This window comes from Archangium primigenium (assembly GCF_016904885.1).
GTDB lineage: Bacteria > Myxococcota > Myxococcia > Myxococcales > Myxococcaceae > Cystobacter > Cystobacter primigenius.
Genome location: NZ_JADWYI010000001.1, coordinates 3,114,700 through 3,140,237, shown reverse-complemented (window position 1 = coordinate 3,140,237; position 25,538 = coordinate 3,114,700). Strand labels below are relative to the sequence as shown.

Annotated in this window: 22 protein-coding genes and 1 pseudogene; 16 read left to right on the top strand and 7 right to left on the bottom strand. The window is 71.4% G+C overall.

Annotated elements, in window-relative coordinates; genetic code table 11:
• Positions 1-3: 3 nt before the first annotated feature.
• Together I3V78_RS13320 and I3V78_RS13315 are read left to right on the top strand one after the other, a co-directional pair.
• Positions 4-993, top strand: coding sequence for a hypothetical protein (locus I3V78_RS13320; protein WP_239576408.1), 990 nt, complete (start codon positions 4-6; stop codon positions 991-993).
• Positions 990-2,270 (top strand): ATP-binding protein, encoded by a 1,281-nt coding sequence (locus tag I3V78_RS13315; RefSeq protein ID WP_204487746.1) that lies wholly within the window; start codon positions 990-992, stop codon positions 2,268-2,270. The genes I3V78_RS13320 and I3V78_RS13315 overlap by 4 nt, the downstream gene beginning before the upstream one ends.
• 19 nt (positions 2,271-2,289) lie before the next feature.
• Here the strand turns inward: I3V78_RS13315 and I3V78_RS13310 are convergent, their stop codons facing one another.
• Complete coding sequence (locus I3V78_RS13310; protein WP_204487744.1) at positions 2,290-3,162, bottom strand: alpha-ketoglutarate-dependent dioxygenase AlkB; 873 nt, start codon at positions 3,160-3,162, stop codon at positions 2,290-2,292.
• Positions 3,163-3,318: 156 nt separating this feature from the next.
• Between I3V78_RS13310 and I3V78_RS13305 the strand changes: the two genes are divergently transcribed.
• The gene (locus I3V78_RS13305; RefSeq protein ID WP_204487741.1) at positions 3,319-4,140 is read left to right on the top strand and encodes a methyltransferase domain-containing protein; all 822 of its coding nucleotides are present in this window, start codon (positions 3,319-3,321) and stop codon (positions 4,138-4,140) included.
• A 69-nt stretch (positions 4,141-4,209) separates the two neighbouring features.
• Positions 4,210-5,055 carry an alpha/beta hydrolase gene (locus tag I3V78_RS13300; RefSeq protein ID WP_204487739.1) on the top strand — a complete coding sequence of 282 codons (846 nt, stop codon included), beginning with the start codon at positions 4,210-4,212 and terminating at the stop codon, positions 5,053-5,055.
• A gap of 8 nt (positions 5,056-5,063) precedes the next feature.
• Here I3V78_RS13300 and I3V78_RS13295 read toward each other — a convergent pair whose 3' ends face one another.
• A complete protein-coding gene (locus I3V78_RS13295) occupies positions 5,064-5,711 on the bottom strand; it encodes a hypothetical protein (protein ID WP_204487737.1) in 648 nt (215 codons plus the stop codon).
• The gene (locus I3V78_RS13290; protein ID WP_204487735.1) at positions 5,708-6,316 is read right to left on the bottom strand and encodes an RNA polymerase sigma factor; all 609 of its coding nucleotides are present in this window, start codon (positions 6,314-6,316) and stop codon (positions 5,708-5,710) included. Before I3V78_RS13290 ends, I3V78_RS13295 begins: the two co-directional genes overlap by 4 nt.
• Before the next feature lie 299 nt (positions 6,317-6,615).
• Here I3V78_RS13290 and I3V78_RS13285 point away from each other — a divergent pair, with 299 nt between their 5' ends.
• From I3V78_RS13285 to I3V78_RS13270, 4 genes are read left to right on the top strand one after another with little or no spacing between them, the layout of a single operon-like run.
• Positions 6,616-8,259: a SulP family inorganic anion transporter gene (locus tag I3V78_RS13285; RefSeq protein ID WP_204487732.1), complete on the top strand. Its 1,644-nt coding sequence runs from the start codon at positions 6,616-6,618 to the stop codon at positions 8,257-8,259.
• A gap of 45 nt (positions 8,260-8,304) precedes the next feature.
• Entirely contained in the window at positions 8,305-11,676 is a 3,372-nt protein-coding gene (locus I3V78_RS13280) for a YbcC family protein (RefSeq protein ID WP_204487730.1), read from the top strand.
• On the top strand, positions 11,663-13,090 hold the full coding sequence (locus I3V78_RS13275; RefSeq protein WP_204487728.1) for an NADH-quinone oxidoreductase subunit 5 family protein: 1,428 nt from the start codon (positions 11,663-11,665) through the stop codon (positions 13,088-13,090). Before I3V78_RS13280 ends, I3V78_RS13275 begins: the two co-directional genes overlap by 14 nt.
• A complete protein-coding gene (locus I3V78_RS13270) occupies positions 13,090-14,583 on the top strand; it encodes a complex I subunit 4 family protein (protein WP_204487725.1) in 1,494 nt (497 codons plus the stop codon). Before I3V78_RS13275 ends, I3V78_RS13270 begins: the two co-directional genes overlap by 1 nt.
• 24 nt (positions 14,584-14,607) lie before the next feature.
• Here I3V78_RS13270 and I3V78_RS13265 read toward each other — a convergent pair whose 3' ends face one another.
• The 4 genes from I3V78_RS13265 to I3V78_RS13250 form a co-directional block, all read right to left on the bottom strand.
• On the bottom strand, positions 14,608-15,135 hold the full coding sequence (locus I3V78_RS13265; RefSeq protein ID WP_204487723.1) for a hypothetical protein: 528 nt from the start codon (positions 15,133-15,135) through the stop codon (positions 14,608-14,610).
• A gap of 2 nt (positions 15,136-15,137) precedes the next feature.
• Positions 15,138-16,163 carry an LLM class flavin-dependent oxidoreductase gene (locus I3V78_RS13260; RefSeq protein WP_204487721.1) on the bottom strand — a complete coding sequence of 342 codons (1,026 nt, stop codon included), beginning with the start codon at positions 16,161-16,163 and terminating at the stop codon, positions 15,138-15,140.
• Positions 16,160-17,095 (bottom strand): ATP-grasp domain-containing protein, encoded by a 936-nt coding sequence (locus tag I3V78_RS13255; protein ID WP_204487720.1) that lies wholly within the window; start codon positions 17,093-17,095, stop codon positions 16,160-16,162. Before I3V78_RS13255 ends, I3V78_RS13260 begins: the two co-directional genes overlap by 4 nt.
• Positions 17,096-17,195: 100 nt before the next feature.
• The gene (locus I3V78_RS13250) at positions 17,196-18,320 is read right to left on the bottom strand and encodes a fatty acid desaturase family protein (RefSeq protein WP_204487719.1); all 1,125 of its coding nucleotides are present in this window, start codon (positions 18,318-18,320) and stop codon (positions 17,196-17,198) included.
• Positions 18,321-18,536: 216 nt separating this feature from the next.
• Between I3V78_RS13250 and I3V78_RS13245 the strand changes: the two genes are divergently transcribed.
• From I3V78_RS13245 to I3V78_RS39190, 8 genes and pseudogenes are all read left to right on the top strand, one after another.
• A complete protein-coding gene (locus I3V78_RS13245) occupies positions 18,537-19,391 on the top strand; it encodes a hypothetical protein (RefSeq protein WP_204487718.1) in 855 nt (284 codons plus the stop codon).
• A gap of 31 nt (positions 19,392-19,422) precedes the next feature.
• The gene (locus tag I3V78_RS13240) at positions 19,423-20,475 is read left to right on the top strand and encodes a hypothetical protein (RefSeq protein ID WP_239576407.1); all 1,053 of its coding nucleotides are present in this window, start codon (positions 19,423-19,425) and stop codon (positions 20,473-20,475) included.
• 107 nt (positions 20,476-20,582) lie between these two features.
• Positions 20,583-21,068, top strand: coding sequence for a hypothetical protein (locus I3V78_RS13235; RefSeq protein WP_204487717.1), 486 nt, complete (start codon positions 20,583-20,585; stop codon positions 21,066-21,068).
• Positions 21,069-21,161: 93 nt separating this feature from the next.
• Complete coding sequence (locus I3V78_RS13230) at positions 21,162-22,274, top strand: isopenicillin N synthase family dioxygenase (RefSeq protein WP_204487715.1); 1,113 nt, start codon at positions 21,162-21,164, stop codon at positions 22,272-22,274.
• An 18-nt stretch (positions 22,275-22,292) separates the two neighbouring features.
• Positions 22,293-23,429, top strand: coding sequence for a BMP family lipoprotein (locus I3V78_RS13225; protein ID WP_204487714.1), 1,137 nt, complete (start codon positions 22,293-22,295; stop codon positions 23,427-23,429).
• Between the two features lie 5 nt (positions 23,430-23,434).
• Positions 23,435-24,388, top strand: coding sequence for an ABC transporter ATP-binding protein (locus I3V78_RS13220; protein WP_204487713.1), 954 nt, complete (start codon positions 23,435-23,437; stop codon positions 24,386-24,388).
• Positions 24,385-25,140 (top strand): hypothetical protein, encoded by a 756-nt coding sequence (locus I3V78_RS13215; RefSeq protein WP_204487712.1) that lies wholly within the window; start codon positions 24,385-24,387, stop codon positions 25,138-25,140. Before I3V78_RS13220 ends, I3V78_RS13215 begins: the two co-directional genes overlap by 4 nt.
• Positions 25,127-25,522: pseudogene (locus I3V78_RS39190) on the top strand (thioredoxin family protein); the annotation flags it as partial. The gene I3V78_RS13215 and the pseudogene I3V78_RS39190, both read left to right, overlap by 14 nt.
• Between the last annotated feature and the right edge of the window lie 16 nt (positions 25,523-25,538).

Genomic DNA, 25,538 nt, shown 5'->3' with positions numbered 1-25,538 from the left:
CCCGTGCTCATCCGTTATTCCGATTGGAAGAAGCCCACCGACGCGGCCTATGCCTTCCGGCTCAGGCCCGTGCCCTCGCCGGCCGTGCCCCCGCCCGGCGAGCCTCGGGACATCCGCGTGCTCGCTCCCGAGGTGCTCGAGGCGGACGACGCCGAGCGCTTCGAGCAGCGGGTGCGGCGCTGGGGCGGCCCCGAGGACGAGACGGCCCCGGGCGAGCGCCCCTACGCCGGCACCCAGGTCCTGTTCGAGGAGGCGCCGTGGACGGACCGGCTCGACGCCGCGGCGCTCGAGGCCGTGCTGCGGGGCACCGTGCGGGTGATGCGCGCGCCGGACGGCCCGACGGACTACGTGCTGCGCGACCACCACATGCTCGACGTGGTGCTCTACCACTACCGCACGACGGGTGGCCTGCCCCGGCGGCTCTTCCACGCGGATCGCCACTCGGACTGGTGCAAGGACAGCTTCCTGGAGGCGCGGGTGCCCCAGCAGGCCGCCACCTGGTGGAAGCTGCTCGAGGGGCTCAAGCGGCCCGGGGACGGCGCGCCGGTGCTCACCGAGGAGGACGTCCTCTTCACCACGGGCAAGGCCGCGCCCACCGCCCGCATGACGGGCCGGGACGTGGGCTTCTCCACGCTCGTGCCCTGGTTCGTGGACACCACCCAGGTGCACTGGCGCCAGGTGCTGGCCCGGCCCGAGGCGGCCGACGCGGACTGGCTCTCCCTGGACCTCGACTGCTTCCAGCCCGCCCCCCAGCTGCGCGTGTGCGGCGGGCTGCTGCGCGACCCGCGCTTCCACCGGATGATGGCGGGCGCGCGCGTGCGGGTGTTCGTGCTCTCGCCCCAGTTCACCCGGGGCGGGGACAAGATCGACCCCTGGGTCATCCAGGGCAGCCGCGCCTCGTCGCTGCGTGTGTTGAATCTGCTGCGGCGGCTGCCCCGGGGCGTGCGGATTGTGGCCGCCGGGGACGAGGACGTGGCAAGACGAGGGACATGAAGCTCACGCACCTGCGCATCCACCGCTACCGCGACGTCGCGCCGGGCTCCACGCTCGTCTTCAGCCCCACGCTCAACCTGGTGCTCGGCGAGAACGGCACGGGCCGCACGACCCTGCTGGAGCTGCTGGCGCGCGTGCTCGCCTCGGACTTCTCCGGCCTCATCCACGAGGCGTTCTCCCTGGAGTACACCCTCGCCTTTCCGGGCATGGATCTGCACGCGCGCGTGCGCAACGAGCCCGCCCCGGTGGCGCCCGCCCCATCCGGAGCCCAGGCGCTCGTGCGCAGCGCCGAGCCCGCGCCCGACGTGCCGCTCGAGCCCTTCATGGAGCTCACCCTCCAGTTGCACGCGCCCGCCGCCCGGTGGGTGATGCGCGCCAACACCGAGGGCATGCGCTGGGAGCTGGACGGCCAGCCCCTGGCGCCCCAGACCATGTACTGGTCGCTCCTGGATCGCACGCTCTGGGTGGTGCTCTTCCTGGCGTCCCAGCGGCTCGCGCCCGAGCAGAAGGAGCGGCTCAAGGCGCTCCTGCGCGACACCTTCCTCCTGGCGCCCGCGCGCTTCGACGAGGCCCTGGGCTGCTTCGAGCGCATTGGCCAGACGCACTACGCCATGGAGACGCGGGGCGGGGAGGTGTTCCCCCTGGGCCTCATGTCCCTGCCCACGTGGCTGCCGGGCCTCTTGCGCGAGCGCGCGGACCAGGCCACCACCACGGGCCACATCGACGTGCGCCACGACGAGGTGGACAACGGCTTCCTCGCGCGCTTCGTGGCGCTGGCGGGCCTGGCGGCGGGCCGCTTCCGGGTGGAGCTGCTGGACCGGCAGCGCTACGAGGGCGGCGGTCGGCTGGAGTTCGGCCGGTTCGGCTTCGCGTTCACCCGGCGCGACGGCTCGCTGCTGTCGGGCGAGCACCTGGGCCACGGCCAGAAGCGGCTCCTGTCCCTGCTCTACTACCTGGACGTGAACGAGGACTTCGTCATCGCCGACGAGTTCGCCCACGGCCTGCACCCGCGCTGGGTGGAGGCCTGCATGCGCGAGCTGGGCGGGCGCCAGTGCTTCCTCACCGATCAGAACCCGCTGCTCTTCGACTACGTGTCCTTCGGCGCCGCCGAGGAGCTGCACGGGGCGCTCATCCACTGCGGCCGCGTGGTGCACGAGGGCCACGAGCGCAAGGCCTGGAGCAACCCCCCCACGGACGTGACCGCGCGGCTCTTCGCCGACTACGCGCGGGGCGGCACGCCCCTGGGCACGCTCTTGCGCATGCACGGCCTGTGGTGAGCGCTGGCGTGAGCCGCGCTCAGTCGCGCCGCTCGCGCGCGAGCTCCGCGCGGAAGAAGGCGCTGTGGCCCGCGAGCGTCTCCATGTAGCCGCGCACGTCCTCGCGGGCCTCGAGGGACAGCTGCGCGAAGGGCGTCACGTGCGCGTCGGGCACGTAGCGGAAGGTGAGGTTGATGCGCCGGGTCCTGAAGTCCGGCATCTCCGGCGGCAGGAGCAGCCCCGCGCGCGTGTCCACGCGCTGCACCCGGTGGAACGTCTGCTCCTTCCAGCGCGCGCCGCCAAAGAGCTGCAGCGCCCCGTCGTCCAGCCACTGCTCGAGCACCACCTCGTCCCGCTCCCCGGGCCGGCTGGAGGTGACGAACTGCAGGAGCGCGCGCTCGCCGAGCGACAGCGAGGCCACCGGCCCCGGCTCGAAGTCCTTGTGCTCGCCCACCCGCGCCGTGTCCACCCAGTGATCGTCTTCCAGTCGACTCCCGTAGAAGTTCACCAGGCACGTGTTGAGGTGCCAGCCCGGAGGCATGTCCGGCCCCCGGAACATGCGCCGCGCGAGCGCCTCCACCTTGTCCACCTGCCGCTGGAGCACCGCGGGAAACGGCTCGGCCTTCACACACCGGTCCTTCACCCCCTTGGGCGGCCGGTAGTAGTCGAGACACGCGAATTGCCAGTTTCCGAGCCAGTACACGGGCCGCAGGAGACGCCGCTGGGATTGGCCCGGGGGCGGAGGGAAATGCTGGGAATACCGTTGTTCCCAGAGCGGATGGAGGGTCCCCAGCCACGCGAGGATGGCGGCGCGCTCCGCGGTGGGCAGGAAGCTGGCGTTGTAGTGATGGCCCGGCGTGCGCTGGCGGGCCTTGAGCGCCAGCGAGCGGCCATGACGAGGGGGAGGAGCCATGGCGCCCCACTACCACAGCCGATGAGAGAAAATCCGATCCGCCCCGGGGCGCGCACGGACGGGGACCCCGCCCTGCCTGTAACATGAGCGGCGCGCCGGGACGTCGGGGGGGAGACGAGGCCTTCCGGAGCACCCCCAAGCCAAGGAGACACGCCCATGGGAGACACGTCCAACGTCGTCCAAGACTTCCACAACCTCGATGGCTCCGCGACATCCTCCCATGCCTTCCGCTTCCTGGACACGTTGAACGCCAGCCAGCAGGTGCAGCAGATGCAGGCCCTGGCCCACCGCATGTTGGAGCTCAAGCCCGGGGCACGGGTGCTCGACGCGGGCTGTGGCGTGGGCGACGTGGCGCGCGAGCTCGCCGCGCTGGTGGGGCCCACCGGCCACGTGACGGGCGTGGACCTGAGCGAGGCCATGGTGCACGAGGCGGCCCACCGCACGCGCGGCCTCGGGCTGCCCGTGGACTTCCAGCAGGGAGACGTCCACGCCCTGGGCCTGCCCACCCACGGCTTCGATGCCTGCCGGGCCTCGCGCGTCTTCATCTACCTGGAGGATCCCCGCCAGGCGCTCTCGGAGCTCCTGCGGCTCACCCGCCCCGGCGGCCCCGTGGTCCTCTTCGAGCCCGAGCTGGACAGCTGGGTGCTGGATGGACCGGACCGGGGCGTGGTGCGCGCGCTCGTGCACTTCTGGGCGGACCAGCTGCGCAACCCGTGGATCGCCCGGCAGCTCCCCGCGCTCTTCATGTCCCTGGGCGTCAAACAGGTGTCGGCCGTGCCGGTGGTGGGCACCTGGGTGCTGGGCATGCTGGAGACGTTCGGCTTCCACGCCGTGCTGGACAAGGCCATCGCCCAAGGCGTGGTGAGCCAGGCCCAGGCGGACGCCTGGGTGCGCTTCCTCAAGGACGCCCAGCGCGAGGGCAGCTTCTATGGCTCGATGAGCGGCATGGTGGTGCGCGGCATCAAACCCGGACCCTGAGCACGGGCGGGGTGGACCCGCCGTCCGCGTGACGCCAGACGCCGTACGACCTCGCCTAGGATGACCCGGATGCGGATGGAGCATGCGGAAGAGACGTGGGAGGCCCCGGACGGCGCGCGGCTGTACTTCCAGCACTGGTGGCCGGAGTCGGGCCCCCAGGCCGTCGTGGTCCTCATCCACGGCATTGGCGAGCACAGCGGACGCTTCCGCCGCCTGGTGCAGGCCCTCGTGTCACGAGGCCACGCGGTGTACGCGCTCGACCTGAGGGGCCACGGCCGCTCGCCGGGCCAACGCGGCCACCTGATGGCGTGGACGGAGTACCGCGAGGACGTGAGGGCCTTCGTCTCGGCCGTGGCCGCGCGCGAGCCCGGGCGGCCCCTCTTCACCTACGGCCACAGCATGGGCGGGCTCATCGTGCTCGACTACGTGCTGCACCACCCCGAGGGCCTGCGCGGCACCGTCATCAGCGCGGCCCCCTTCGAGTCGGTGGGCGTGGCCACCCCGCTCTTGGTCACCCTGGCGCGCATCCTCTCGCGCCTCTGGCCCCGGTTCTCGCTCCAGGTGCCCCTGGAAGCCGCGGCGCTCAGCCGCGAGCCCGCCCACGTCGCCGACTACCTGGCCGATCCGCTCGTGCACCGCGAGTGCTCGGCGCGCTGGGCCGTGGAGTCCCTGGAGGCCAACGTCTGGGTGAAGGCCCACGCGGCCGACTTGCGCCTGCCGCTCCTGCTCGTGCACGGGGAGGAGGACCGCATCAACACCGCGGCCGGCGCGCGCCGCTTCTTCGCGGACGTGCCCCGGCCGGACAAGCGGATGCACCTGGTGCCGGGCGGCTACCACGAGCCCCACAACGACCCCGGCAACGAGCACGTCTTCCAGGAAGTGGACGACTTCCTGCGCGCGCGCTCCGGGCCCTGACGCCCGGCTCAGTGGTCCACGTGCACGACGAAGCGCTCCTGCACCTGGCGCGAGTCCGACGCGTGCGAGAGGCTGAACTCGTAGCGCCCGGGCTTGTCGATGCGCACCCGCAGGGGCGTGGCGGTGTCGCCCGTGACGGCGGTGAACTGGTGGATGCACCGCCCCGCGTCACAGCTCAGCAGTTGCAGCGACGGCAGGCTCTCCGCGTGCCGGTGGAAGTCGAGCTCCGCGGGCGCGTCCAGGCGCACCGTGGCCGGCTCCCCGGAATGGACGCCGTGGGTCCAGGGCAGCTCCAGCCAGCCCGCGCCCTCGCCCGGCAGCCGCAAGGACACGTGGCGCAGGGGCATGGTCTCGCTCTGGACCGCCAGGTCCTCCTCCCACCCGTCCACGTGCACCACCAGCAGCACCAGCATGCTGACGAGCGCCACGCTCAGCAGGCCCCGGTGGGCCGGGTGCCGCGCCACGCCGCGCACCCGCTCCCGGGGGGACGGGTCGGGACGCCGCTCCGGCGGCGCGCCCGGGAGCTCCGCCTCCTGCAGCGCCTTGTGCAGCCGGTACTCCAGGTGGGCACTGGGACGCTCGTTGCGCAAGGCGGCCAGGGCGGCGGACGCCTCCGGTGACAGGGGGGGAAGACCCGCATCCTTGTTCGTGCTCATGAACGGCCTCCCGCGCTCACGGCTGGCGCTGGCTGGGACTGGAACTGCTTGAAGGCCGCGCCGAGCTGGGCGCGCCCCCGGAAGTGGCGGCTCTTCACCGTGCCCACGGGAATCCCGAGCGAGGCCGACACCTCCTCGTACCCAAGCTCCTCGACGTCACACAACAGCACCACCAGGCGGAACTTCTCGGGCAGCGCATGCAGGCAGCGCATCATCAACTCCGCCTCCTGGGACACGCACACCTGGGCCTCGGGATCCTTCACGTCCGTGCCCCCGGTGAACAGCGAGCCCAGGACGGACGAGGCCCCTTCCAGGACGGAGTCGAACAACGACCGGCGGCGGGCCACCGAGCGTCGCGTCTCGATGAACTGATTGCGAACGATGCCACACAGCCACCCAAAGAAAGACCCTCGCTGCGCGAAGCTGTCCTGATGGAGGAAGGCGCGCACCAGCGCGTCCTGCAACAGGTCCTCCGCCTCCTGTTTGTCCCGGCACAACGTCAGACACAGCCGATGCAGTCGCGGCAGCAGCGGCTGCACCCGCTCCTCGAAATGAGCACGCGCCTGACGTCGGCGCTCCTGCTCCGCGTCCCGGGGCTCGCTCATCTCCGCCCCATCCTGCTGTTGGCCATCACGACGCTGTCCATGGGATGGAATGATCTACACGTGGGTTCCCGAAAGACGTCAATCCACTGTCGCTTTATTTCTTCTCCTCCAACGGGAACGGGCGACCGGGCGAGCAGCGCCTCCGTTCCCCTTGATTGGACGCGCAACGACAGCGCGTCCGGGACACGCCGGGGAAATGAGTGCGCCGCGGAACCAGAACCTGACTCGTGCCATCCCTGTCCTTCGTCAGCGCGCGCCGCGTCGGCGTCATCGCGGGCCTCACAGAAGGATGGAACCCCATGCAGTCTCACCCCCTGCCCTCCACGCCGGACACCGCCCCCGGTCCGTCGACGTGGAAGAGCGACATCGTCTCCGGTTTCCTCGTCTTCCTGATCGCCCTGCCGCTGTGCCTGGGCATCGCCATGGCGAGCGGGTTTCCGCCCGTGGCCGGCATCCTCACCGCGGTGGTGGGCGGCGTCGTCTCCTCCTGGCTGGGCAGCGCCCGCTTGACCATCAAGGGGCCGGCCGCGGGGCTCATCGTCATCGCGCTCGGCGCGGTGACGGAGTTGGGCAACGGGGATGCGCAGACGGGCTACCGCCGCGCCCTGGCCACCATCGTGGTGGGCGCCGTCGTGCAGATCGTCTTCGCGCTGCTGCGCACCGGCACGCTCGGTGATTTCTTCCCGTCCTCGGTGGTGCACGGCATGCTCGCCGCCATCGGCATCATCATCTGCTCCAAGCAGATCCACGTGCTGCTGGGCGTGGTGCCCGCGGCCAAGGAGCCGCTGCACCTCATCGCGGAAATCCCCCACAGCCTGATGAAGCTCAACCCGGAGATCGCCTTCATCGGCGTGATGAGCCTCGTGCTGCTCTTTGGCCACCAGGCGCTCGCGCAGCGGGTGACCGTGCTCAAGCGCGTGCCCGGCCCCCTGCTCGCCCTGCTGTTCGCCGTGCCCATGGGGCTCTACTTCGACCTGGATCACGAGCACACCTTCACCTTCTCCCACGAGCAGTTCTCGGTGGGCCCCAAGTTCCTGGTGAACCTGCCGAGCAACCTCCTGTCGGCCATCACCTTCCCGGACTTCTCGGCCGTCTTCACCGCCGCCTCCCTCAAGTACATCGTCATGTTCGCCCTGGTGGGCAGCATCGAGTCGCTGCTGACGGCCAAGGCCATGGACATGATGGATCCGCTCAAGCGCCGCTCGGACCTGGACAAGGACCTGTTCGCCACGGGCGTGGGCAACCTCATCGCGGGCCTGCTCGGTGGCCTGCCGATGATCTCCGAGGTGGTGCGCAGCTCGGCCAACATCAACTACGGGGCCAAGAGCCGCCTCTCCAACTTCTTCCACGGCACCTTCCTGCTGCTGTTCGTGGCGTTCGTGCCGATGCTCATCCACCGCATCCCGCTCGCCGCCCTGGCCGCCATGCTCATCTTCGCGGGCGTGCGGCTCGCCTCGCCCAAGGAGTTCGTCAAGACGTTCCGCATCGGCGCCGAGCAGTTCGCCATCTTCAGCTTCACGGTGGGCGTGACGCTCGCCACGGACCTCTTGATGGGCGTGGCCGCGGGCATCGTGCTCAAGGCGCTCGTGCACCTCTTCAACGGCGCCACGCTCACGGGCCTGTTCCAGCCGAACATCGAGGAGAGCAAGCAGGGGGGCCACGTGGTGCTGCGCGTGCGCCACGCCGCCGTGTTCACCAACTTCCTCAAGATCAAGAAGCAGCTGGCGCGCCACGCCGACGCCCAGCACGTCGAGGTGGACCTGACGGACACCCGGCTCGTGGACCACACGGTGATGGAGCGGCTGCACGAGCTGGAGGGCGAGTTCTCCCGCCAGGGCCGTCAGCTGCACGTGCGCGGGCTCGAGCAACACAAGGGCCTGTCCGCGCATCCCCTCTCCGCGCGCAAGAAGTCGCCCAAGGGCTCGGTCGGGCTGACGTCCTGAGCCGTGACCGTTTTTGGGTACATCCCTCCTTTTCGGACATCCCCCATGACCTCCTCCCCCCCCTCCTCCTCCACGGACCGCGGCCAGCGGCTGGATGACGTGCTGGCGCATGTGGGCCACCTGCTGCCCGCCCAGGGCCCCATCGGCGTGTTCGTGCACCACAACACGCTGCACGCCTTCCAGCACCTGCCCTTCCACGAGGCGCTGGCGGCGGCGAGCGGCACGTTCGAGACCGAGACGTACCTGCCCGAGTCGCGCTACCGCGAGCTGTACCGGCGCGGGCGCATCACCGACACGGACCTCGCGGCGGCCCTGGCCGAGCGGGACGCGGTCGCGAACGCCGCCGAGGACTTCACGCCCCCCACGCTCTCGCGCCTGGAGTTGGAGCGCCTGGCGCTCCTGCACCCGGTTCCGGAGGAGACGGCCGCCTCGCTGCGCTGGCGCATGAGCGAGCTCGCCGCCTCCCAGAGCCTGCGGCCGGACGTGTCGGACGCGGCGCGCCAGCGCCTGCTGCGCCGCTCCACCGAGGGCGTACGGGCCTGGCTCACCCGGGTGGGTCGGGACTGGACGGTGACGGACCTGGCCGCCGCGCTGGTGGAACCCGACCTGCTGCACACCGTGCGCGCGGCCGCCGCGGAGCCCCGTCGGGCCCAGCCGCGCGCCGCCGCGCTGCGCGCGCTGGGCATCCCGGACGCGCTGGCCGAGGCCTACGTGGCCCAGGTCCAGTCCCGGCTGGAGCAGGCGCCCACGCGCCTCACCCTGGAGGGGTGGCTGGGCGCCGAGGTGTCCCTCGCGCGCGCGGCCCTGGCCGCCGCGTTCGGAGGGGACGGCGGCCTGCGCTCGCTGACGGAGCGGCTGGAGCGCGCCCCCGAGCGCTTCGCGGTGAGCGCCCTGTGGGCCGCGTGCCGCACGCCGGCGCTCACGGCCACCCGCGCCCGTCCCGCCCCCGTGGCGGCGGTGCGCAGCCACCGCGAGGCCTTGCGCGCCGCGACGGGGGAGGACATCAACGAGTGGGTCAACCCCCCGCTCATCCGCATCTGCTCGGCGTTCCTCGACGAGGGCGTCTCCCACTGGAACCTGCCCGAGCGTGACCAGGGCCTGTACGCCGCGTGGCGGGCGCTGACGCTCGGCGGCGGCCTGCTGCCCGACTGGCTCGACGGGCTCGACACGGAGCTGGCCCGGTCGGCCGCGGAGCACCTGTCCTCGCGGGACGTGGTGCTCGCCGCGCTCGAGGAGCTCGGGGTGCCCGAGACGCACTGGGAGCCCTATCTCACGCGGGTGCTGCTCGCGCTGCCCGGGTGGGCGGGCATGGTGTACCGCCTGGAGCACAACCCCGCGGACCGCCCCGCCGGCGCGCCGCCCGCGCGGCTCATGGACTTCCTCGCCGTGCGGCTCACCCTGGAGCGCCATGCCCTGGCCAGCGTCGCCCGGCGGCGGCTCGACTACCGGGGCCCGCTCGGGGGGCTGCTCGCGCACGCGGACCACGCGGCCACCCACCGCCCCCGCGCCCTGGAGCGCCCGGCGGACGAGGGCAGCTGGCGCCTGTTCCAGTTGCTGCAGCTCGCGGGGCTCTCCGCCCAGGACGTGGCGGTCTTCCCGGTGGCCCGGCGCGAGGCGCTGCTCGCCTGGCTGGAGGCGTTCGACGGGCAGGCACGCCGCCGCGTGTGGCAGGAGGCCTACGAGCACCACTACCGCATGGACGTGCTCCAGGGGCTCGCGCAGAACCGGCTCCGTCCGGAGTCGGCGCGCACGGTGGCGGCGCCGCGCTTCCAGGTCATCTTCTGCATGGACGATCGCGAGGAGGCCATCCGCCGGCACTTCGAGGAGCTCGATCCCCGGCACGACACCTTCGGCATCGCGGGCTTCTTCGGCGTGGCCATGGACTACCTGGGGCTGGATGATCCGGGGCATGCCGCCCTGTGCCCGGTGGTGGTGACGCCGGGACACGTGGTGGAGGAGCGGCCCCACCCGGAGCACGGCCATCTGGCCGAGGCCCGCGCGCGCCTGCGCGCCCTGGGGGCCCGGGTCGAGCACTGGCTGCAGGGGGGCTCCCACGCGCTGGAGCTGAGCTGGTTGCTCACGCCGTTGCTCGGCCTCGTGTCCGTGCTGCTCCTGCCCTTGCAAGTGCTCGCGCCCCGCACGGCGGGCCAGTGGCGCAAGGCGATCTCCCGCCGACTCCTGCCCACGCCCCGCACCCAGTTGGTGAGCCTGCGCGCGCAGGCCGAGGCGCTCCAGGCGAACGCGCCCGTCGGCGCCGTGAGTCCCCTGGGCAAGCCCCTGGGCTTCACCGTGGCCGAGAAGGCCGCGCGCGTGGCCAACTCGTTGGAGAACATGGGCCTGGTGAAGGACTTCGCGCCGCTGGTGGTGGTGCTGGGCCACGGCGCCATCAGCATGAACAACCCCCACCAGTCCGCCTATGACTGCGGCGCCTGCGGCGGCCGGCATGGCGGCCCCAACGCGCGGCTGTTCGCGGAGATGGCCAACCGCCCCGAGGTGCGCGCGGTGCTGCGCGAGCGGGGCATCCCCATCCCCGACACCACGTGGTTCCTGGGCGGCGAGCACAACACCACCACGGACGAGATCGACCTCTACGAGACCGACGCCCTCCCCGCGGGCCTGCGCGAGGAGTACGCCGCGCTGCGCGAGGCGCTGGACGCCGCGCGCACCCTGTCCGCGCACGAGCGCTGCCGGCGCTTCGAGTCGGCGCCCCTGGGCCTGACCCCGGCCGCGGCGCTGCGGCACGTGGAGGAGCGCTCGGCGGACCTGAGCCAGGCGCGGCCGGAGCTGGGCCACGTCACCAACGCCACCTGCATCGTGGGCCGGCGCGCGCTCAGCCGGGGCCTGTTCCTGGATCGGCGCGCCTTCCTCATCTCGTACGACCCCACGATCGACGCCTCGGGCGCCATCGCCGAGCGGATCCTCGCCGCCGCGGGCCCCGTGGGCGCGGGCATCAACCTGGAGTACTACTTCTCCTGCATCGACAATGACCGCTACGGCTGCGGCACCAAGCTGCCCCACAACCTCACCGGCATGCTCGGGGTGATGGACGGCGTGGAGAGCGACCTGCGCACGGGCCTGCCCCGGCAGATGATCGAGATCCACGAGCCCATCCGCCTGCTCATCATCGTGGAGGCCTCCACCCAGGTGCTCGGCGGCATCTACGAGCGCCAGCCGCTGCTGCGCGAGCTCATCGGCAACCAGTGGGTGCAGCTGGTGAGCGTGGATCCCACGACGGGGGCGCAGCAGCGCTTCACGCCCCGGGGCTTCGAGCCCGTCATCCCCCCCGCGGGCCCGCTGCCCGTGGTGGCCTCCTCGCCCGAGTGGTACCGCGGGCAGCGCGACTTCCTGCCGCCGGCGCTGATCGACAGTCCCCAGCGCCCCGCCTCCTCCGGAGAGACCGTTCATGCACGTCAGTAACATGCAGATGGGTTGGGTCGCGGCCCTGGCGCCGCTCTGGCCGCTGCTGGCCTTCGTGGGCCTGGGTGGGGTGATGCTCATGCACCGCGCCCCGGGCGAGCGCGCCGTGGTGCGCTGGGTGCTGGGCGCGCTGTGGCTGTCGCTGGGCTGCTCGGTGCTGACGGCGGCGAGCATGCTGTGGATGCACCAGGACGTGGTGGAGCTGGACGTGGGCCAGTGGTTCAGCACGGGCCACTACGCCTTCGACCTGACGCTCCGGGCGGACCTGCTCTCGGTGACGATGATGGTGCTCTCCAGCGCCATCACCCTGCTCATCGGCCGCTTCTCGGTGAACTACCTGCACCGCGAGCCGGGCTTCGCGCGCTTCTTCCTGCTCTTGTGCGTCTTCGCCACGGGCATGCTGGTGCTGGTGGAGAGCGGCAGCATCGACCTGCTCTTCGTGGGCTGGGAGCTGGTGGGCCTCACGTCCGCCCTGCTCATCGGCTTCTTCCACGAGCGCTCGACGCCGGTGCGCTCGGGCCTGCGCGCCTTCACCATCTACCGGCTGTGCGACACGGGCCTCCTGGTGGGCGCGGTGCTCTTGCACCACTTCGCGGGCACGGCCGAGTGGTCCGAGGCCCTGGGCTCCTGGCCCTGGCCGGGGCCGGCCGCGGCGCTGGGCGTGGTGCCCGCCACGGTGATGGCGCTGTGCCTGATGCTCGCGGCCATGGGCAAGTCGGCGCAGCTGCCCTTCAGCAGCTGGCTGCCGCGCGCCATGGAGGGCCCCACGCCCTCCAGCGCCCTCTTCTACGGCGCGCTGTCGGTGCACGCGGGCGTCTACCTGCTCCTGCGCGTGGCGCCCCTGCTGGAGCGCGCGCCCCTGGTGAGCGGGCTGCTCGTGGGGGTGGGACTGCTCACCGCGGTGCACGCCACGCTGGTGTGGCGCGTGCAGACGGACGTGAAGAGCGCGCTGGCCTATGGCGTGCTCACCCAGGTGGGCCTCATGTTCGCCGAGGTGGGCCTGGGGCTGTACCGGCTGGCGCTCGCGCACCTGGTGGCGCACGCGTGCCTGCGCTGCCTGCAGTTGCTCCGGGCGCCCTCGGCCCTGCGCGAGGTGCTGGGCCAGCGCGCGGCGCTGCGCCTGGCGCCGCCGCCCGCGGTCGCCGTGGCCCACCGGGTGCTCCCCGAGGGGCTGCTGCGGCGGCTCTACCGCTTGGCCCTCGAGCGCTTCTCGCTGGAGGTGATGCACGAGCGCTGGGCACTCGCGCCGCTGTTCCGGGCGGGCCAGTGGCTGGATGGGATGGAGCAGCGGTGGATGAGCGCGCTGAGCGGCTGGACGTCCCCGGCCGACGCGCGGACGAAGTCCCCCGAGCGGTCCGACTTAGTGACGACGCCCGAGAGCACCCCGGGCGGTCCCTCGACAGGAGCGGTGTGATGCGGTCCTTTCCCCTTCTCTCCCTGGTGGTGGTGGTCCCGGCCCTGGGCGCGCTCCTCTTGCGCCAGGCGCGGCGGCCCGAGCGCATGCGCCAGATGACCGTGGGCGTGGCGGCGCTCACCCTGGCCCTGACGGCCGGGGTGCTGGGCCTCTTCCACCTCACGACGGTGGGCCCCCAGCTCGAGGAGTCCTGGTTCCGGGTGCCCGGCCTCGGCCTGGAGTACCGCCTGGGCGTGGATGGCATGAGCGTGCTCGCCCTGCCGCTCATCGCCCTGCTCACCCTGGGGCTCGTGGCGGCCGGCCCGCGCCAGGCCCTGGACCGGGACACGCTCGGCGCGCTGCTGCTCACCGAGAGCATGACGCTGGGCTTCTTCTGCGCCGAGGATCTGGCGCTCATGGTGCTCTTCTTCGTGGCCATCCTGATGCCGGTGGGTCGGCTCATCTGGCGCAGCGCCCGGGCGCGCGCCGAGGCGCGCACGCTGCGCACCTTCCGCGCCTACATGGTGGCGGGCACGCTGCCCCTGCTGCTGGCCACGATCCTGGTGGGCGTGGCGGGCCGGGACGCGGGCACCGCCGGGCCCTTCGGCCTCCAGGCGCTCACGGCGCGCGGGCTGCCGGAGGCCTGGCGCCTGCCGCTCTTCACCCTGCTGATGCTGGCGGTCTGCGTGCGCATGGCGGTGGTGCCCTTCCACTCGTGGCTGCCGGTGCTCGTGTCGCGCGGCCCCTTCGGCGCGAGCGTGCTGCTGATCAACGCCCACGCGGGGTTGTACCTGCTCGTGCGGGTGGTCATCCCGCTGTTTCCCGAGCAGTGGGCGCGCGTGGGCCCGGCCATGGGCGCCCTGGGGCTGTGCTGCGCGCTCTATGGCTCGGTGCTGGCGCTGTCGCAGACGGACCTGCGCCGCGTGGTGGGCTTCCTCATGGTGAGCCAGTCGGGCCTGCTGCTCACGGGCCTGGCGCTCGGCAACACCCAGGGCATCGCGGGCGCGCTGGTGCAGAGCGTGGCGGCGGGCATCGCGCTCACGGGGCTCATCCTCGTGGTGCGGGCCATCGAGTCGCGCACGGGCACCACGGACATGAACCGGCTGGGCGGGCTCGTGCGCCGCGCGCCGCGGCTGGCGGCCTTCTTCTTCCTCATGGGCTTCGCGACCCTGGGCTTCCCCGGGACGCTGAGCTTCGTGGGCGAGGATCTGCTCCTGCACGGCATCCTGGACGCCCACCCGCTGGTGGCGCTCCCGCTGCTGCTCACCACCGCCATCAACGGCGTCACCCTGCTGCGCTCCTTCCAGCGCACGTTCCTGGGCACGCCCGCCCACGGGCACGCGCCCGTGGTGGAGACGGTGGAGGACATGATGCCGCGCGAGCGCTGGGCGGTGTTCTCCCTGCTGGCCCTGGTGCTGCTCGGCGGGCTGATGCCGGGCCCGCTCCTGCGCCTGCGCGCCACGCACGTGGAGACGCTCGTCGGGCACGTGGCCGAGGCGCCCCGGGCCGACTGAACGGGCGCGCGAGCCGCGCGCCTCCTATTTTTGCCCGATGGGGCGGGGAATCTTGAGCGTCATGTTCAGGCCCCACTCGAAGCCGCGGCCTGGCAGGGGCGAGGCCGCGGCGTGGAGGGGAATGCCGAAGCGCAGGCCCAACCCCACCGCTCCCACGGTGAGGAACGGCGCCAGGTGGAGGCTCGTGGTCCCGGCGAAGCGCGCGTCGCGGGTATCGTAGGTTCCCCCCAGCTCCAACCCCATGCTCTGGAACTCGGGCGCGGTGAACTGCACGCCCCCACAGAAGCGCCCGGACCCGCGGCTCATCCACTGCGCCTGGACGAAGCCGCCCACGCCCAGGCGATTGGGCAGGAAGTGGTGCACGCTCAGCTCCGCCCCGAACGCGCCGACCGTCTGCCCGTCCCGCCTCGCGAAGCCCAACAGGACGCCGGGGTTGAAGTAGGTCTCATCGCGCAGGACCCCATCCGACAGAAGCCCGGCCTCGGCCGGGGGCGCGCAGAGCAGACCCAGCAGACACCCCACGCCCACGGCTCCGGTGTGAACACGACGCATGATCAGGACCTCGGGGAGATGACGTGCGCGGCGAAGCGCTCCATCTCCTCCAGTTGGGGGCTCATCTGCAGCAGCAACAGGTCCACGCCCGCGGCCTCGAACTCGGCGACGCGCTCGCGCACGCGCGCGGGCGTGCCGACGAGGCCCGGCCGCAGCCCCCGGTTGGACACCGAGTACTCCTTGATTTTCAGCTCGCGCTCCAGCTGGGTGCCGGACAGCCACTGCTCGAAGTTCGCGAAGCCCGGCGCCGCGGGGTCCAGCGTGGTGATGCGCTCCACCTCGGCCTCGGCCTCGGCCTGGCTGTCGCGCACGATGGCGTAGGCGGCCATGCCGAAGCGCATGGGCGGCAGGCCCTCGCGCTCCCGGCGCGCGCGCATGTCCTGGACCTTGGCGGCGATGACGTCCGGCGCATCCCCGTGCATCACGTAGGCGTCACACTGCCGCGCGATCATCTGCTTGGCCGTCTCGGACTCCCCGCCCGCGTAGACCGTGGGCCGGGGCGAGGCCAGGGGCTTGGGCTCGCAGATGGCGTCCTGGAGCCGGTAGCGCTGGCCCTCGAAGCTGAAAGGCGTCTGGGACCACAGCCCGTCCACCACGCGCAGCCACTCGGTGGTGCGGCCATAGCGGTCATCGTGCTCGTCGAAGGGCAGGCCGTACTGCCGGGCCTCGTCCGCCCACCAGGAGGACACCACGTTGAGCGACAGCCGGCCCCCCGCGATGCGGTCGATGTTGGCCGCCTGCTTGGCGAACAGCGCGGGGTGGTGGAAGTTGGGCCGCACCGCCACCATGAGCTCGAGCGTGCGCGTCACGGCCGCGAGCGCCGCGGCGGTGGACCAGGCGTCCAGGGCCGGCTCGCGCACGCCCTTGATGTCGTTGAGGTTGAGCTCGGCGATGAGCGTCAGGTCGTAGCCGATCTCCTCCGCGCGCCGGCACAGCCGGCTCATGTACTCCCACGTGGCGGACATGTTCTCGTCGCGCACGTTGCGCAGCCAGCCGCCGAAGACGGGGGCCCAGAAGCCGTACCTCATGCCGCCTCCCCGTGCCGCGCCGTGGCGAGGACCTTCTCCAGGTAGTCCACCAGCTGCTCGTGCGGATCCCACCCGAGCACCTCGAGGGGTCTGGCCACGAAGTTGGACAGGCCGTTGATGTCGTAGAAGCGGCGGGAGCCGTCGCGCTCGTCGATCATGAACTCGATGCCGCACAGCTCCATGTGGGCCGCGCGCGAGATGGCCTCCACCGCCCGGACGGTGTCCGCGTCCAGGTCGGTCCGGGTGATGGTGATGGCGGGTTTGCCGACCCTGCACGCATCCGCGGGGCACAGATCGAACGAGCCCCCGTCCGTCGTCAGCGAGATGGCGTAGAGGAAGCGGCCGTCCAGGGTCTCCGCACGCACGACGCGCCGGTCGCGCGTGGGGATGAACTCCTGCACGAGCAGCACGCTGTCGATGCTCTCCGGGGTGGTGCCCTCGGCGACGGCCTGGGTGAGCTGCTCCAGGCTGTCGTAGCGGACGACGCCCGCGCCCGAGCCGCCGATGTTGACCTTCACCACGAGCGGAAAGCGCAGCCCCTGGGCGGCGCGCGGCAGGTCCTCCCGGCGGTGCACCACGCGCGTGGCGGGCGTGGCGTAGCCCAGGGCGTTGATGAGCGACATCTGCCGCGCCTTGGAGGTGTCCACCGCCAGGGCCGGATTGCCATTGATGATGCGCGCGCCCGCCTGCGCCCAGTGGGCATAGAGCGACTGGGCGTAGAAGATGGCGTGCTGGCCCTGGCGCAGGAAGGAGCTCATCGCCACGCGGCTGAAGATGACGGGCGCCGGGGGCTCGCGCTCACTCAGGTCGAAGTGGTGCTCGTCGATGCGCAGCGGCAGGTAGGGGATGCCGCGCCGCTCGAGGACGGCGAACAGCGGATTGAACCACTCGGGATGTTCGTAGACGACGGCGAGTCGGGGCTCGGGACGCATGGAATCCTGGCGACACCAACGGCGGGAAGACGGCGCGCCGGATGGTAGCCAGTTTGGCTCCCGCGCACGAGGGGCGCGCACGGGAGCCGCCCGCGGGGGCTCAGGACAGCGCGCGCTCGATCACGGGCACGACGGGCGCGGCGACAGGCGCCCGCCCGAGCCGCTTGAGCATCGTGAAGTGCGAGCCCATCGCCGAGAGCAGCGTGGGCTGGGAGTGGTAGGGGATGCCATGGGCCTCGGCCGCGGCGCGCACGAGGCGCGAGAGCGCCGGGTAGTGGACGCTGCACACCTGGGGGAACAGGTGGTGCTCGATCTGGTAGTTCAACCCCCCGATGTACCAAGACAGCAGCGTGTTGCCGGGGGCGAAGTTGGACGTGGTGTACAGCTCGTGCACGAGCCAGGCGTGCTCCATCTGGCCGCTCGCGTCCGGCTCCGGGTAGGCGATGCCCTCCACCACGTGGGCGAGCTGGAAGATGACCCCGAGGATGATGCCCGCCGTGAGGTGCATGGCGAGGAAGCCCAGCGCGAATTGCCACCAGGTGATGGGCAGCAGCACGAGCGGCAGGACGATCATCCAGACATAGGCGAACAGCTTGGCGACCACCAGCACCGCCCACTCGCGCGCGCTGTGACGCTTGTCCTTGTACGGCCCGATGTCTCGCTTCAGGAATTGCTGGTAGTCCTTGACGAAGACCCAGTTGAGCGTGGACAGGCTATAGGCGAACCAACAATAGACATGCTGCCAGCGGTGCAGGGCCGTCCGCTCCGCGCCCGGGCTCAGCCGCAAGAGGGGCGAGACCGTCAAATCCTCATCGACGCCGGGGATGTTCGTATACGTGTGGTGGATCACGTTGTGGGTGATCCGCCACATGTAGCCATTGGCGCCCACCAGATCGAACGTGTAGCCGAGCCACCGGTTGACGCGGGCATCGCCGGAATACGCCCCGTGCAGGGCATCGTGCGCCACGGAGAAGCCGATGCCCGCCATGCCCACGCCCAGCAGCACCGCGAGCGCCAACATCCCCCAGGGGCCGAACGCGCCACTGAGGATGGCCGCGTACGCCCCCACCGATCCCCCCAACAGAATCACCGTCTTGAGCTTCATCTGACCGTTGGCGCTGCGGGAGCGGCCCTCCTGCTCGAAGTAGGCCGCCACACGCGCCTTGACGTCATCGACGAACAACGCGGCGTTCTTGTTGGCGAAACGAATGGTGGGATTCGTCATGAGGCGCGGGGCCGATCTTGGTCGGAGATGTATGGATTCAAACCGACGGGAAGCTTTGCAATTCCCTGGCCAACTGTCAATGCATGAACTATCCGGGGGCTCGTCCGCTGCGCGAGTGAGGAGCCCCGTGGGGAGCATGGGTGACCGGCGCACCCAAAATTTGACGCCCGCGGGTTTCTCTCCTCAAGAAGGCGGGGTCATTCCGAGGAAAACGCCATGACCCGTCGTCCGCTGTACGCCTTCGCGGTGCTCGCTGCCCTGCTGACCTCTTCCAGTGCCTTCGCGGGCGTCTGGTTCGAACTCCTGAGGGCGCCCTGCCTCACGGGAGACAAGGCGAAGATCAACAACACGGGCCGCTACGTGGGCGCCGTGGATTGCTTCAACCAGGACTTCAATGGCGCCGGGGCCCGCACCACGCTGACCATCAAGGCCTTCCAGCAGTGGGAGTACGGATCGGTCTTCCTCTATTACGACATCACCGGTCCCTTCAACGCGGCCAACGCCCCCACGGCCAGCCCCAACGAGAAGGGCGGCTTCTTCGGTGGCATCACCGTCGCGGTGTCGCCCAAGACGATCGCCGAGGCGGCACTCAACCGGAAGTTCGACTGGGGGCCGCTGCTCAACGTGTCGCTCAAGTACGAGGCGGAGCACGTGAGCAAGTTCGGCATGCTCCACTACTACGGCCTGCAGTGGGACCTGCGCGTGCCGACCATGGACTTCGTGACGGTGACCACGGTCATCCGCGATGACTGGGGCTACCGGGGCGTGGACCTGCAGGTGGGCGCCGCCTGGCAGAAGTCCTTCTCCATCGCCGAGCAGGACTTCCTCTTCCTCGGCTTCTTCCAGACGGGCCTGTTCGGCGAGGGCGAGGGCATCGGCTCGCTCGAGGGGTTCCGCGGCAACCGCTTCTTCCTCGCCCAGCCGGAGCTGCTGTGGGACTTCGGCAAGCTCATCCGCTTCACGCCCGGGAAGATCTACCTGGGAGCCGAGTACCAGTTCGCCTTCAACCGCTACCTCATCCCCGGGAAGATCGAGAACGTGCTCCAGGGCATGGTGCGCTGGAACATCTGACGCCCCATTCATGGGACACTGTCGCCGTCCCATGAAGCCCACGAAGCCCACGCGGCTCCTTCTCCTGTCGTGCCTTCCACTCGCCGTGCTGGCCGCGGAGCCGGGTCCTCCCCGCGCTCCGGCGGCCCCGGCGAGCGGCCCCGTGTTGTCCCTGCTGGAGCCCTCGGCGGACGGCTGTGAGTGGGTCCGCTTCCAGCCCGTCCGGCAGACGCGCGAGGTGCTCGCCCGGCTCGCGGCGGGCTGTCAGGGCGGCACCACCGCCGTGAGCCGCGATGGCCGGTGGGGCGCCATCCGCTTCTGGCGCGGCGGCGTCAGCGCTCCCGTCCAGGGCCGCCCCACCTTCCCCGAGCCCTTCCCCTCCGCCGCGTTCCGGGATCGCCTGTTCCTCGTGGAGGTGGACACGGCCACGGCGCGAGAGCTGCCCCTGCCCGGCTCGGGCGAGCTCATCGAGTTCGGCTTCGACGCCTCGGGCCAGTTGCTCGGCCTGACGCTCCAGCGCCTCACCCCCGAGCAGGAGCGGGCGGGCGGCGTGGAGATCGATGGCACCCGCCTGTCCTTCCACCTGGAGGGGCGCGGCCGTCCGCTGCTCGCCCATGCCTTCGCCTGGCGGGATGGCGCCTGGGTGCGCCGCGAGGTGAAGCTCACCACCGACGCCGTGGGCACCGCGGAGCTGGGCCCGCGCGCCTCGCTCGGAGAGCGCTCGAACGTCACGCTGGATCCCCGCTTCACCCCCGAGGAGATCGAGAGCGACGCGCTGCTCGATCAGCTCCATCCGCTCACGCCGGAGCAGCCCGACGGGGAGTGGGCGCTGCTGCGCGAGGGTATCGCCACCCTGGCCGTATGGGGCGTCCCCTATGGGGAGCGGGCGCTCGCCACGGGCCTGCTGCGCAAGGTGGAACGGGGCCGGGCCCTGGCCCTGCCGGGCTTCGATTACGGAGCGAACGACCTGACCCGGGCGCGGACCCAGGGCGCGTTCCTGCTCCTGTCCCTCGCGGACTCCGGAGGCCATCCCCGGCTGTACCGGGGCACCCGGCCCGTCTGGCGCTCGGAGACGGCCCGGGCCGTCACGTTCTGGCCCCCGTAGGGAGAGCCACCAGGCAGCCACCCGCCAGGTTCCAGCGACCCCCTGGGAAGCTTCTCCGCTCGCCCGCCCGTGGCTATCTCTTTGTCATCCCAAGGAAAGGCAATCCCATGCGCACGAGCATCCTGGCAATCGCGATCGTGGCGGCCTCCGCGAGCGTGGCGGGCGCCCAGCAGTCCGTGACGGACGGCACCCAGCTCCAGCCCGGTCTGGGCACCATCCCCCTGCAGCAGCCCATGACGGGGAGCACCCAACTCCAGCAGCCCATGACCGGAAGCACCCAGCTCCAGCAACCCATGACGGGGAGCTATCAGCTCAGCCAGCCCATGACGGGGAGCACCCAGCTCAACCAGCCCATGACGGGCAGTTATGGTCTCCAGCAGCCCCTGAGCAACAACTACGGCCTCCAGACGCCCCTGGGCTCGGGGCTCAACAGCACCACCACGACCTCGCCTCTCACGCCGCCCGGGTCCTCCGCCTTCGACTCGACCTCCAACCCGTCCCTCGGCGTGCCGGGAACCCAGTCGCAGCTGCCGGGCAACAACACCTCGACCACGCCCATGGGCGTCCAGCCCATCTCGCCGGGGACCCGGTAGGCCCGGGAGGGGGGGCGCCGCCCGCCGAGGCGGAGCCCTCCACTGCGAGCGTATTCCGCTCAGGGGGTGAGGCGAGGTACACCTGGGGTCTCCATGGCCGAGACCTCGATGAACATCCCCACTGTCGATCTCCATGATCTCTCGTCGGACGACCCCGCGCGCGTCGAGCGGGGCGCGGCGGCGATCCGCGAGGCGTTCGGCGTCTTCGGGCTCGTCTACGTGAAGAACCACGGCGTGGATGCCGCGGCGCTCGAGCGCTACTACGACGCCTTCGGGGCGTTCATCGGCTGGTCCACCGAGGCCAAGAAGCCCTACGGGCGCGCCGACCTCTGGTACCAGCGCGGCTGGACGCCGCCCAACACCGAGGTGGCGGTCGCGGGCAACGGACAGCCCGACTTCAAGGAGTGCTACTTCGCCGCGCCCTACCCGCCCGACGAGAGTTCGGCGCTGGAGTTCCCGCGCCTCTACCCGGACAACCTCTGGCCGCCCGATGCGCCCGCGTACTTCCAGGACGGGCTGCTGACGCTGGGTCGGGCGTTGCACGAGGCGGGGCTCGCGCTGCTGCGGGGCGCGGCCCAGGCCTTGGGCCTGCCGACCACCGCCTTCACGGATCCCTGCGCGCGCGGCCCCCACGTCACGCGGGCCCTGCAGTACCTGCCGCTCAAGCCCGACCAGGTGAACACGGGCATCCTCTGGGGCGAGGAGCACACCGACTTCAACCTGCTCACGCTGCTGCCCGGGGGCCGCTTCCTGGACCCCCAGGCCCGACCGGCCGGCAAGCCGGACGAGCAGAGCGGCCTGTACCTGCGCACCCGCGCCACCCCCGAGGAGCCCAAGGGGCGGCTCGTGCGGGGCACGGCTCCCGCCGGGTGCATCGTGGCGCAGGTGGGCCAGCAGTTGGAGATCCTCACCGGCGGCACGTTCCTCGCCACGCCGCACGTCATCACCGCGCCGGGCGTGCCGGGCTGGCAGCGGCAGTCCGCCGCGCACTTCATGCACGTGCACACGAGCACCGTGCTCTTCCCGCTGCCGAAGTTCCGCACCCCCGAGGTCGTCGAGGCCTATGCCCCGCCGGTGCTCGCGGGCACCTACGACATCAAGACCCTGGTGGACATCGGCCTGGCGCCGGCGGGCGCGCTGGATCAACTCGGCTACCGCCACTACGACCGGCTCAACCGCATGCGCACCGACGGAACGGGCGCCTAGACGTGCTAGGACGGGCCCATGCGCGTGTCCGTCCTGGGTCTCGTTCTCGCCCTGTCCGCCGTGTCCGCCTGCAAGAGCCGCAAGGAGGAGCCCGCACCGCCCGCCCCGAAGGTGTCCCGGGTGGGGCTGGTGCTGAGCCTCGGCGGACGGGGCGATCAGTCCTTCAATGACTCCGCCCTGCGGGGACTGGAGCAGTGGTCCGCGGGCGTGAAGTCCGCGGGAGAGGGCTACCAGCCGCTGAGCGCCGAGGAGCGCCGGGCCTCGCTCGAGGGCCTGGACACGCCCCTGCCCGCGCTCGGGGTCACGCCCCTGGTGGTGCAGAGCCGCGTGGCCGAGGACTACGAGCCCAACCTGCAGTTGCTCGCGGACCAGGGCGTGCCCCTGTCGATCGCGGTGGGCTTCCCGATGGAGAACGCCGTGGAGACGGCCGCGCGGCGCAACCCCTCCATGCACTACCTGCTGGTGGACAGCCCGCTGTTGTCCGCCCAGGGCGAGCCCTTCACCCTGCCCAACGTGCGCACCGTCGTCTTCCGCGAGGAGGAGGGATGCTTCCTGGTGGGCGCGCTCGCGGGGCTCGTGACGAAGACGGGCACGGTGGGCTTCGTGGGCGGCATGGAGATTCCCCTCGTCAAGCGCTTCGAGGCGGGCTTTCGCGCGGGCGTGGCCGCCACCCGACCCCAGGCCCGGGTGCTCGTCAACTACACCGGTGGCTTCACGAATTTCGCCCTGGGCAAGCAGGTGGGACAGGACCTGCTCGTCAAGGACGCGGACGTGATCTTCGCGGCCGCGGGCGTGGACGGACTGGGTGCCATCCAGGCGGTGAAGGAGGCCCGCGACGCGGGCAAGCCCGTCTATGTCATCGGCGTGGACTCGGATCCCTCGCACCTGGCGCCCCAGGCGGTGCTGTCCGCGGTGGTCAAGCGCGTGGACCGCGTGGTGTACGAGGCCGTGAAGGACGAGCGCGCCGGCACGTTCCAGGGGGGCACCCAGAACCTGGGCCTCAAGGAGGGCGGCATCACCCTCGCCCCCGTGCGGCTAGACTTCCCCGGCAAGGCCGAGGCGCTCGGCGCCCTCGCGGACTTCCAGGCGAAGATCATCGCCGGGGACATCCGCGTGCCCACCCACCCGGATCAACTCCCCCCGAGCAGCCCCTGAGCCCCATGTCCGCCTCCGCGCTCCCCGTCCCCGACGTCCAAGTCGAGGGCGTCAGCAAGTCCTACCGTCGAGGCCTCCGGGTCCTCTCGGATGTGAACCTCCATGTCCACGCGGGAGAGACCTTCGGCATCATCGGCCCCAACGGCGCCGGGAAGACGACCCTGTTCGGGTGCATGCTCGGGCTGATGTGGCCGGACACGGGCCGCATCCTCGTGGCGGGACGGGCGCCGGACGACCTGGAGGTTCGCCGCGTCACGGGCTACCTCCCCGAGCGCATCGCCTTCGAGCCGGAGTTGACCGCGCGGGGGGTGCTCACCCTGCACCATGACCTCGCCGGGCGACCCCGGACGGAGCGCGCGGGCGCCGTGGAGGCGCTGCTCACGCGCGTGGGACTGGACCGGGCCGTCTGGGACAAGACGCCCCGCAGCTTCTCGCGCGGCATGCTCCAGCGGCTGGGGCTGGCCCAGGCGCTCATCGGCCAGCCGCGCATGCTCTTCCTCGACGAGCCCACGCTCGGCATCGATCCCGAGGGACTGCTGCACCTGCGCGCGCTGCTGGGCGAGTTCAAGGCCCAGGGCGTCACGGTGCTCATCAACTCGCATGACCTGGCGCAGCTCGAGCGCGTGTGCGACCGGGTGGCGTTCTTCCGCGCGGGCCGGGTGGAGGCCATCGAGGACCTCCGGGCCTCGGCCACCCAGCGCGGCCGGCATGCCCTGCGGGTGCGCTGGGCGGGCACCAACCCCCTCTCCCCCGAGCGGCTCGCGCGGCTGCTCCAGGAGCAAGGCGCCACCCCCATGGACACCGCCGAGGACTCGTTGTGCTTCTCCGTGGAGGATGACTGGGCCGCCTCGCGGCTGCTGCGGGCGCTGTTGGACGCGGGCCTGCCCGTGGCCAGCGCCACGCGGGAAGAGGGCCGCCTGGAGCGCTTCTTCCAGGGCTCGGGAGGCCGCGCGCCATGAACTGGGTCCTCTACCGCTCGCGGGTCTGGCGCTCCTTCCACTGGCTGCCCACGCTTGCCCTGCCGCTCGTGCTCCTGCTGATCTTCTCCGCGCAGGACATCGCCTTGCTGCTGTCGACGAACTTCGACGTCAGCCCCCGGCTGGAGTCCCCCAGCGAGATGCTCTTCCTGCCGCTCGTCCTGGCGCTGGGGAGCATCGGCCGGGATGCCTCCACGGGCCTCTTGCCCGTGCTGCTCACCCGGGCCGTGCCCCGCTCGAGCTACGTGCTCACGTCCTGGGCGGCGCTGGGCACCGTGGCCTCCTTCTGGGCGCTGCTCCACCTGCTGGCGCAAGGCGGCCTCATCCTGATGGCCTCGGCGCTCCCCCACGAGTCCATCTTCTACACGAGCGGCTGGGACTTCCTCATCAACGGCCTGGAGCGCGTCACCCTGTGCTTCGGCATGGCCGCGCCCCTGGTCGCCTTCTCCACGCGGCTGCCCGCCTTCGGCAACATCGTCATGTGGGGCGCCCTGTTCTACCTGGTGGAGCTGGTGCTGCCCGGCTACGGACGGGACGACCCCTTCAAGATCGTGTTCACGCTGCGCCAGTTCCTCTCGGGGCTGCTGATGCCCATGCTCGAGTTGCGCCCCACCTTCGACGCCACGCCCATCTCCTGGGCCCGGCTCTTCACCTACCTGTCCAACATCGCCCTGTGGCTGTGGTTGGGCATCCACGTCTTCAACCGCCGCGAGGTGTCCTATGCCTCCCGCTAGTCCCCGGACCACGCGCTCGCAGCCCCGCTGGCTGCTCGTGGCCCTGCCCGTGCTGCTCGGCGCCCGCGTGGCCAGCACCGTCTACGAGAAGCACCACCCGTCCCAGCCCCACAGCCAGGTGCGGTGGCTGTCCCTGGACGAGGCCCGCGAGCTGTCGCGCGAGCGCAACCTGCCCATCCTCTACGACTTCACCGCGGACTGGTGCGAGCCGTGCCACCTGCTCGAGCGCCAGGTGTTCAACGACCTGGACGCGGCCCAGAAGATCAACGCCGCCTACCTGCCGGTGCGCGTGACGGATCGCATGAACGAGGAGGGCGAGAACCCGCCCGAGGTGAAGGCGCTCCAGAAGCGGTTCGAGGTCCTCAACTTCCCCACGCTCGTCTACGTCGCGCCCGACG

Excerpts from the sequence above, each read along its gene's own strand:
- I3V78_RS13315 (WP_204487746.1), top strand. The coding sequence starts at position 990 with ATGAAGCTCACGCACCTGCGCATCCACCGCTACCGCGACGTCGCGCCG.
- I3V78_RS13310 (WP_204487744.1), bottom strand. The coding sequence starts at position 3,162 with ATGGCTCCTCCCCCTCGTCATGGCCGCTCGCTGGCGCTCAAGGCCCGC.
- I3V78_RS13305 (WP_204487741.1), top strand. The coding sequence starts at position 3,319 with ATGGGAGACACGTCCAACGTCGTCCAAGACTTCCACAACCTCGATGGC.
- I3V78_RS13300 (WP_204487739.1), top strand. The coding sequence starts at position 4,210 with ATGCGGATGGAGCATGCGGAAGAGACGTGGGAGGCCCCGGACGGCGCG.
- I3V78_RS13295 (WP_204487737.1), bottom strand. The coding sequence starts at position 5,711 with ATGAGCACGAACAAGGATGCGGGTCTTCCCCCCCTGTCACCGGAGGCG.
- I3V78_RS13290 (WP_204487735.1), bottom strand. The coding sequence starts at position 6,316 with ATGAGCGAGCCCCGGGACGCGGAGCAGGAGCGCCGACGTCAGGCGCGT.
- I3V78_RS13285 (WP_204487732.1), top strand. The coding sequence starts at position 6,616 with ATGCAGTCTCACCCCCTGCCCTCCACGCCGGACACCGCCCCCGGTCCG.
- I3V78_RS13280 (WP_204487730.1), top strand. The coding sequence starts at position 8,305 with ATGACCTCCTCCCCCCCCTCCTCCTCCACGGACCGCGGCCAGCGGCTG.
- I3V78_RS13275 (WP_204487728.1), top strand. The coding sequence starts at position 11,663 with ATGCACGTCAGTAACATGCAGATGGGTTGGGTCGCGGCCCTGGCGCCG.
- I3V78_RS13270 (WP_204487725.1), top strand. The coding sequence starts at position 13,090 with ATGCGGTCCTTTCCCCTTCTCTCCCTGGTGGTGGTGGTCCCGGCCCTG.
- I3V78_RS13265 (WP_204487723.1), bottom strand. The coding sequence starts at position 15,135 with ATGCGTCGTGTTCACACCGGAGCCGTGGGCGTGGGGTGTCTGCTGGGT.
- I3V78_RS13260 (WP_204487721.1), bottom strand. The coding sequence starts at position 16,163 with ATGAGGTACGGCTTCTGGGCCCCCGTCTTCGGCGGCTGGCTGCGCAAC.
- I3V78_RS13255 (WP_204487720.1), bottom strand. The coding sequence starts at position 17,095 with ATGCGTCCCGAGCCCCGACTCGCCGTCGTCTACGAACATCCCGAGTGG.
- I3V78_RS13250 (WP_204487719.1), bottom strand. The coding sequence starts at position 18,320 with ATGACGAATCCCACCATTCGTTTCGCCAACAAGAACGCCGCGTTGTTC.
- I3V78_RS13245 (WP_204487718.1), top strand. The coding sequence starts at position 18,537 with ATGACCCGTCGTCCGCTGTACGCCTTCGCGGTGCTCGCTGCCCTGCTG.
- I3V78_RS13240 (WP_239576407.1), top strand. The coding sequence starts at position 19,423 with ATGAAGCCCACGAAGCCCACGCGGCTCCTTCTCCTGTCGTGCCTTCCA.
- I3V78_RS13235 (WP_204487717.1), top strand. The coding sequence starts at position 20,583 with ATGCGCACGAGCATCCTGGCAATCGCGATCGTGGCGGCCTCCGCGAGC.
- I3V78_RS13230 (WP_204487715.1), top strand. The coding sequence starts at position 21,162 with ATGGCCGAGACCTCGATGAACATCCCCACTGTCGATCTCCATGATCTC.
- I3V78_RS13225 (WP_204487714.1), top strand. The coding sequence starts at position 22,293 with ATGCGCGTGTCCGTCCTGGGTCTCGTTCTCGCCCTGTCCGCCGTGTCC.
- I3V78_RS13220 (WP_204487713.1), top strand. The coding sequence starts at position 23,435 with ATGTCCGCCTCCGCGCTCCCCGTCCCCGACGTCCAAGTCGAGGGCGTC.
- I3V78_RS13215 (WP_204487712.1), top strand. The coding sequence starts at position 24,385 with ATGAACTGGGTCCTCTACCGCTCGCGGGTCTGGCGCTCCTTCCACTGG.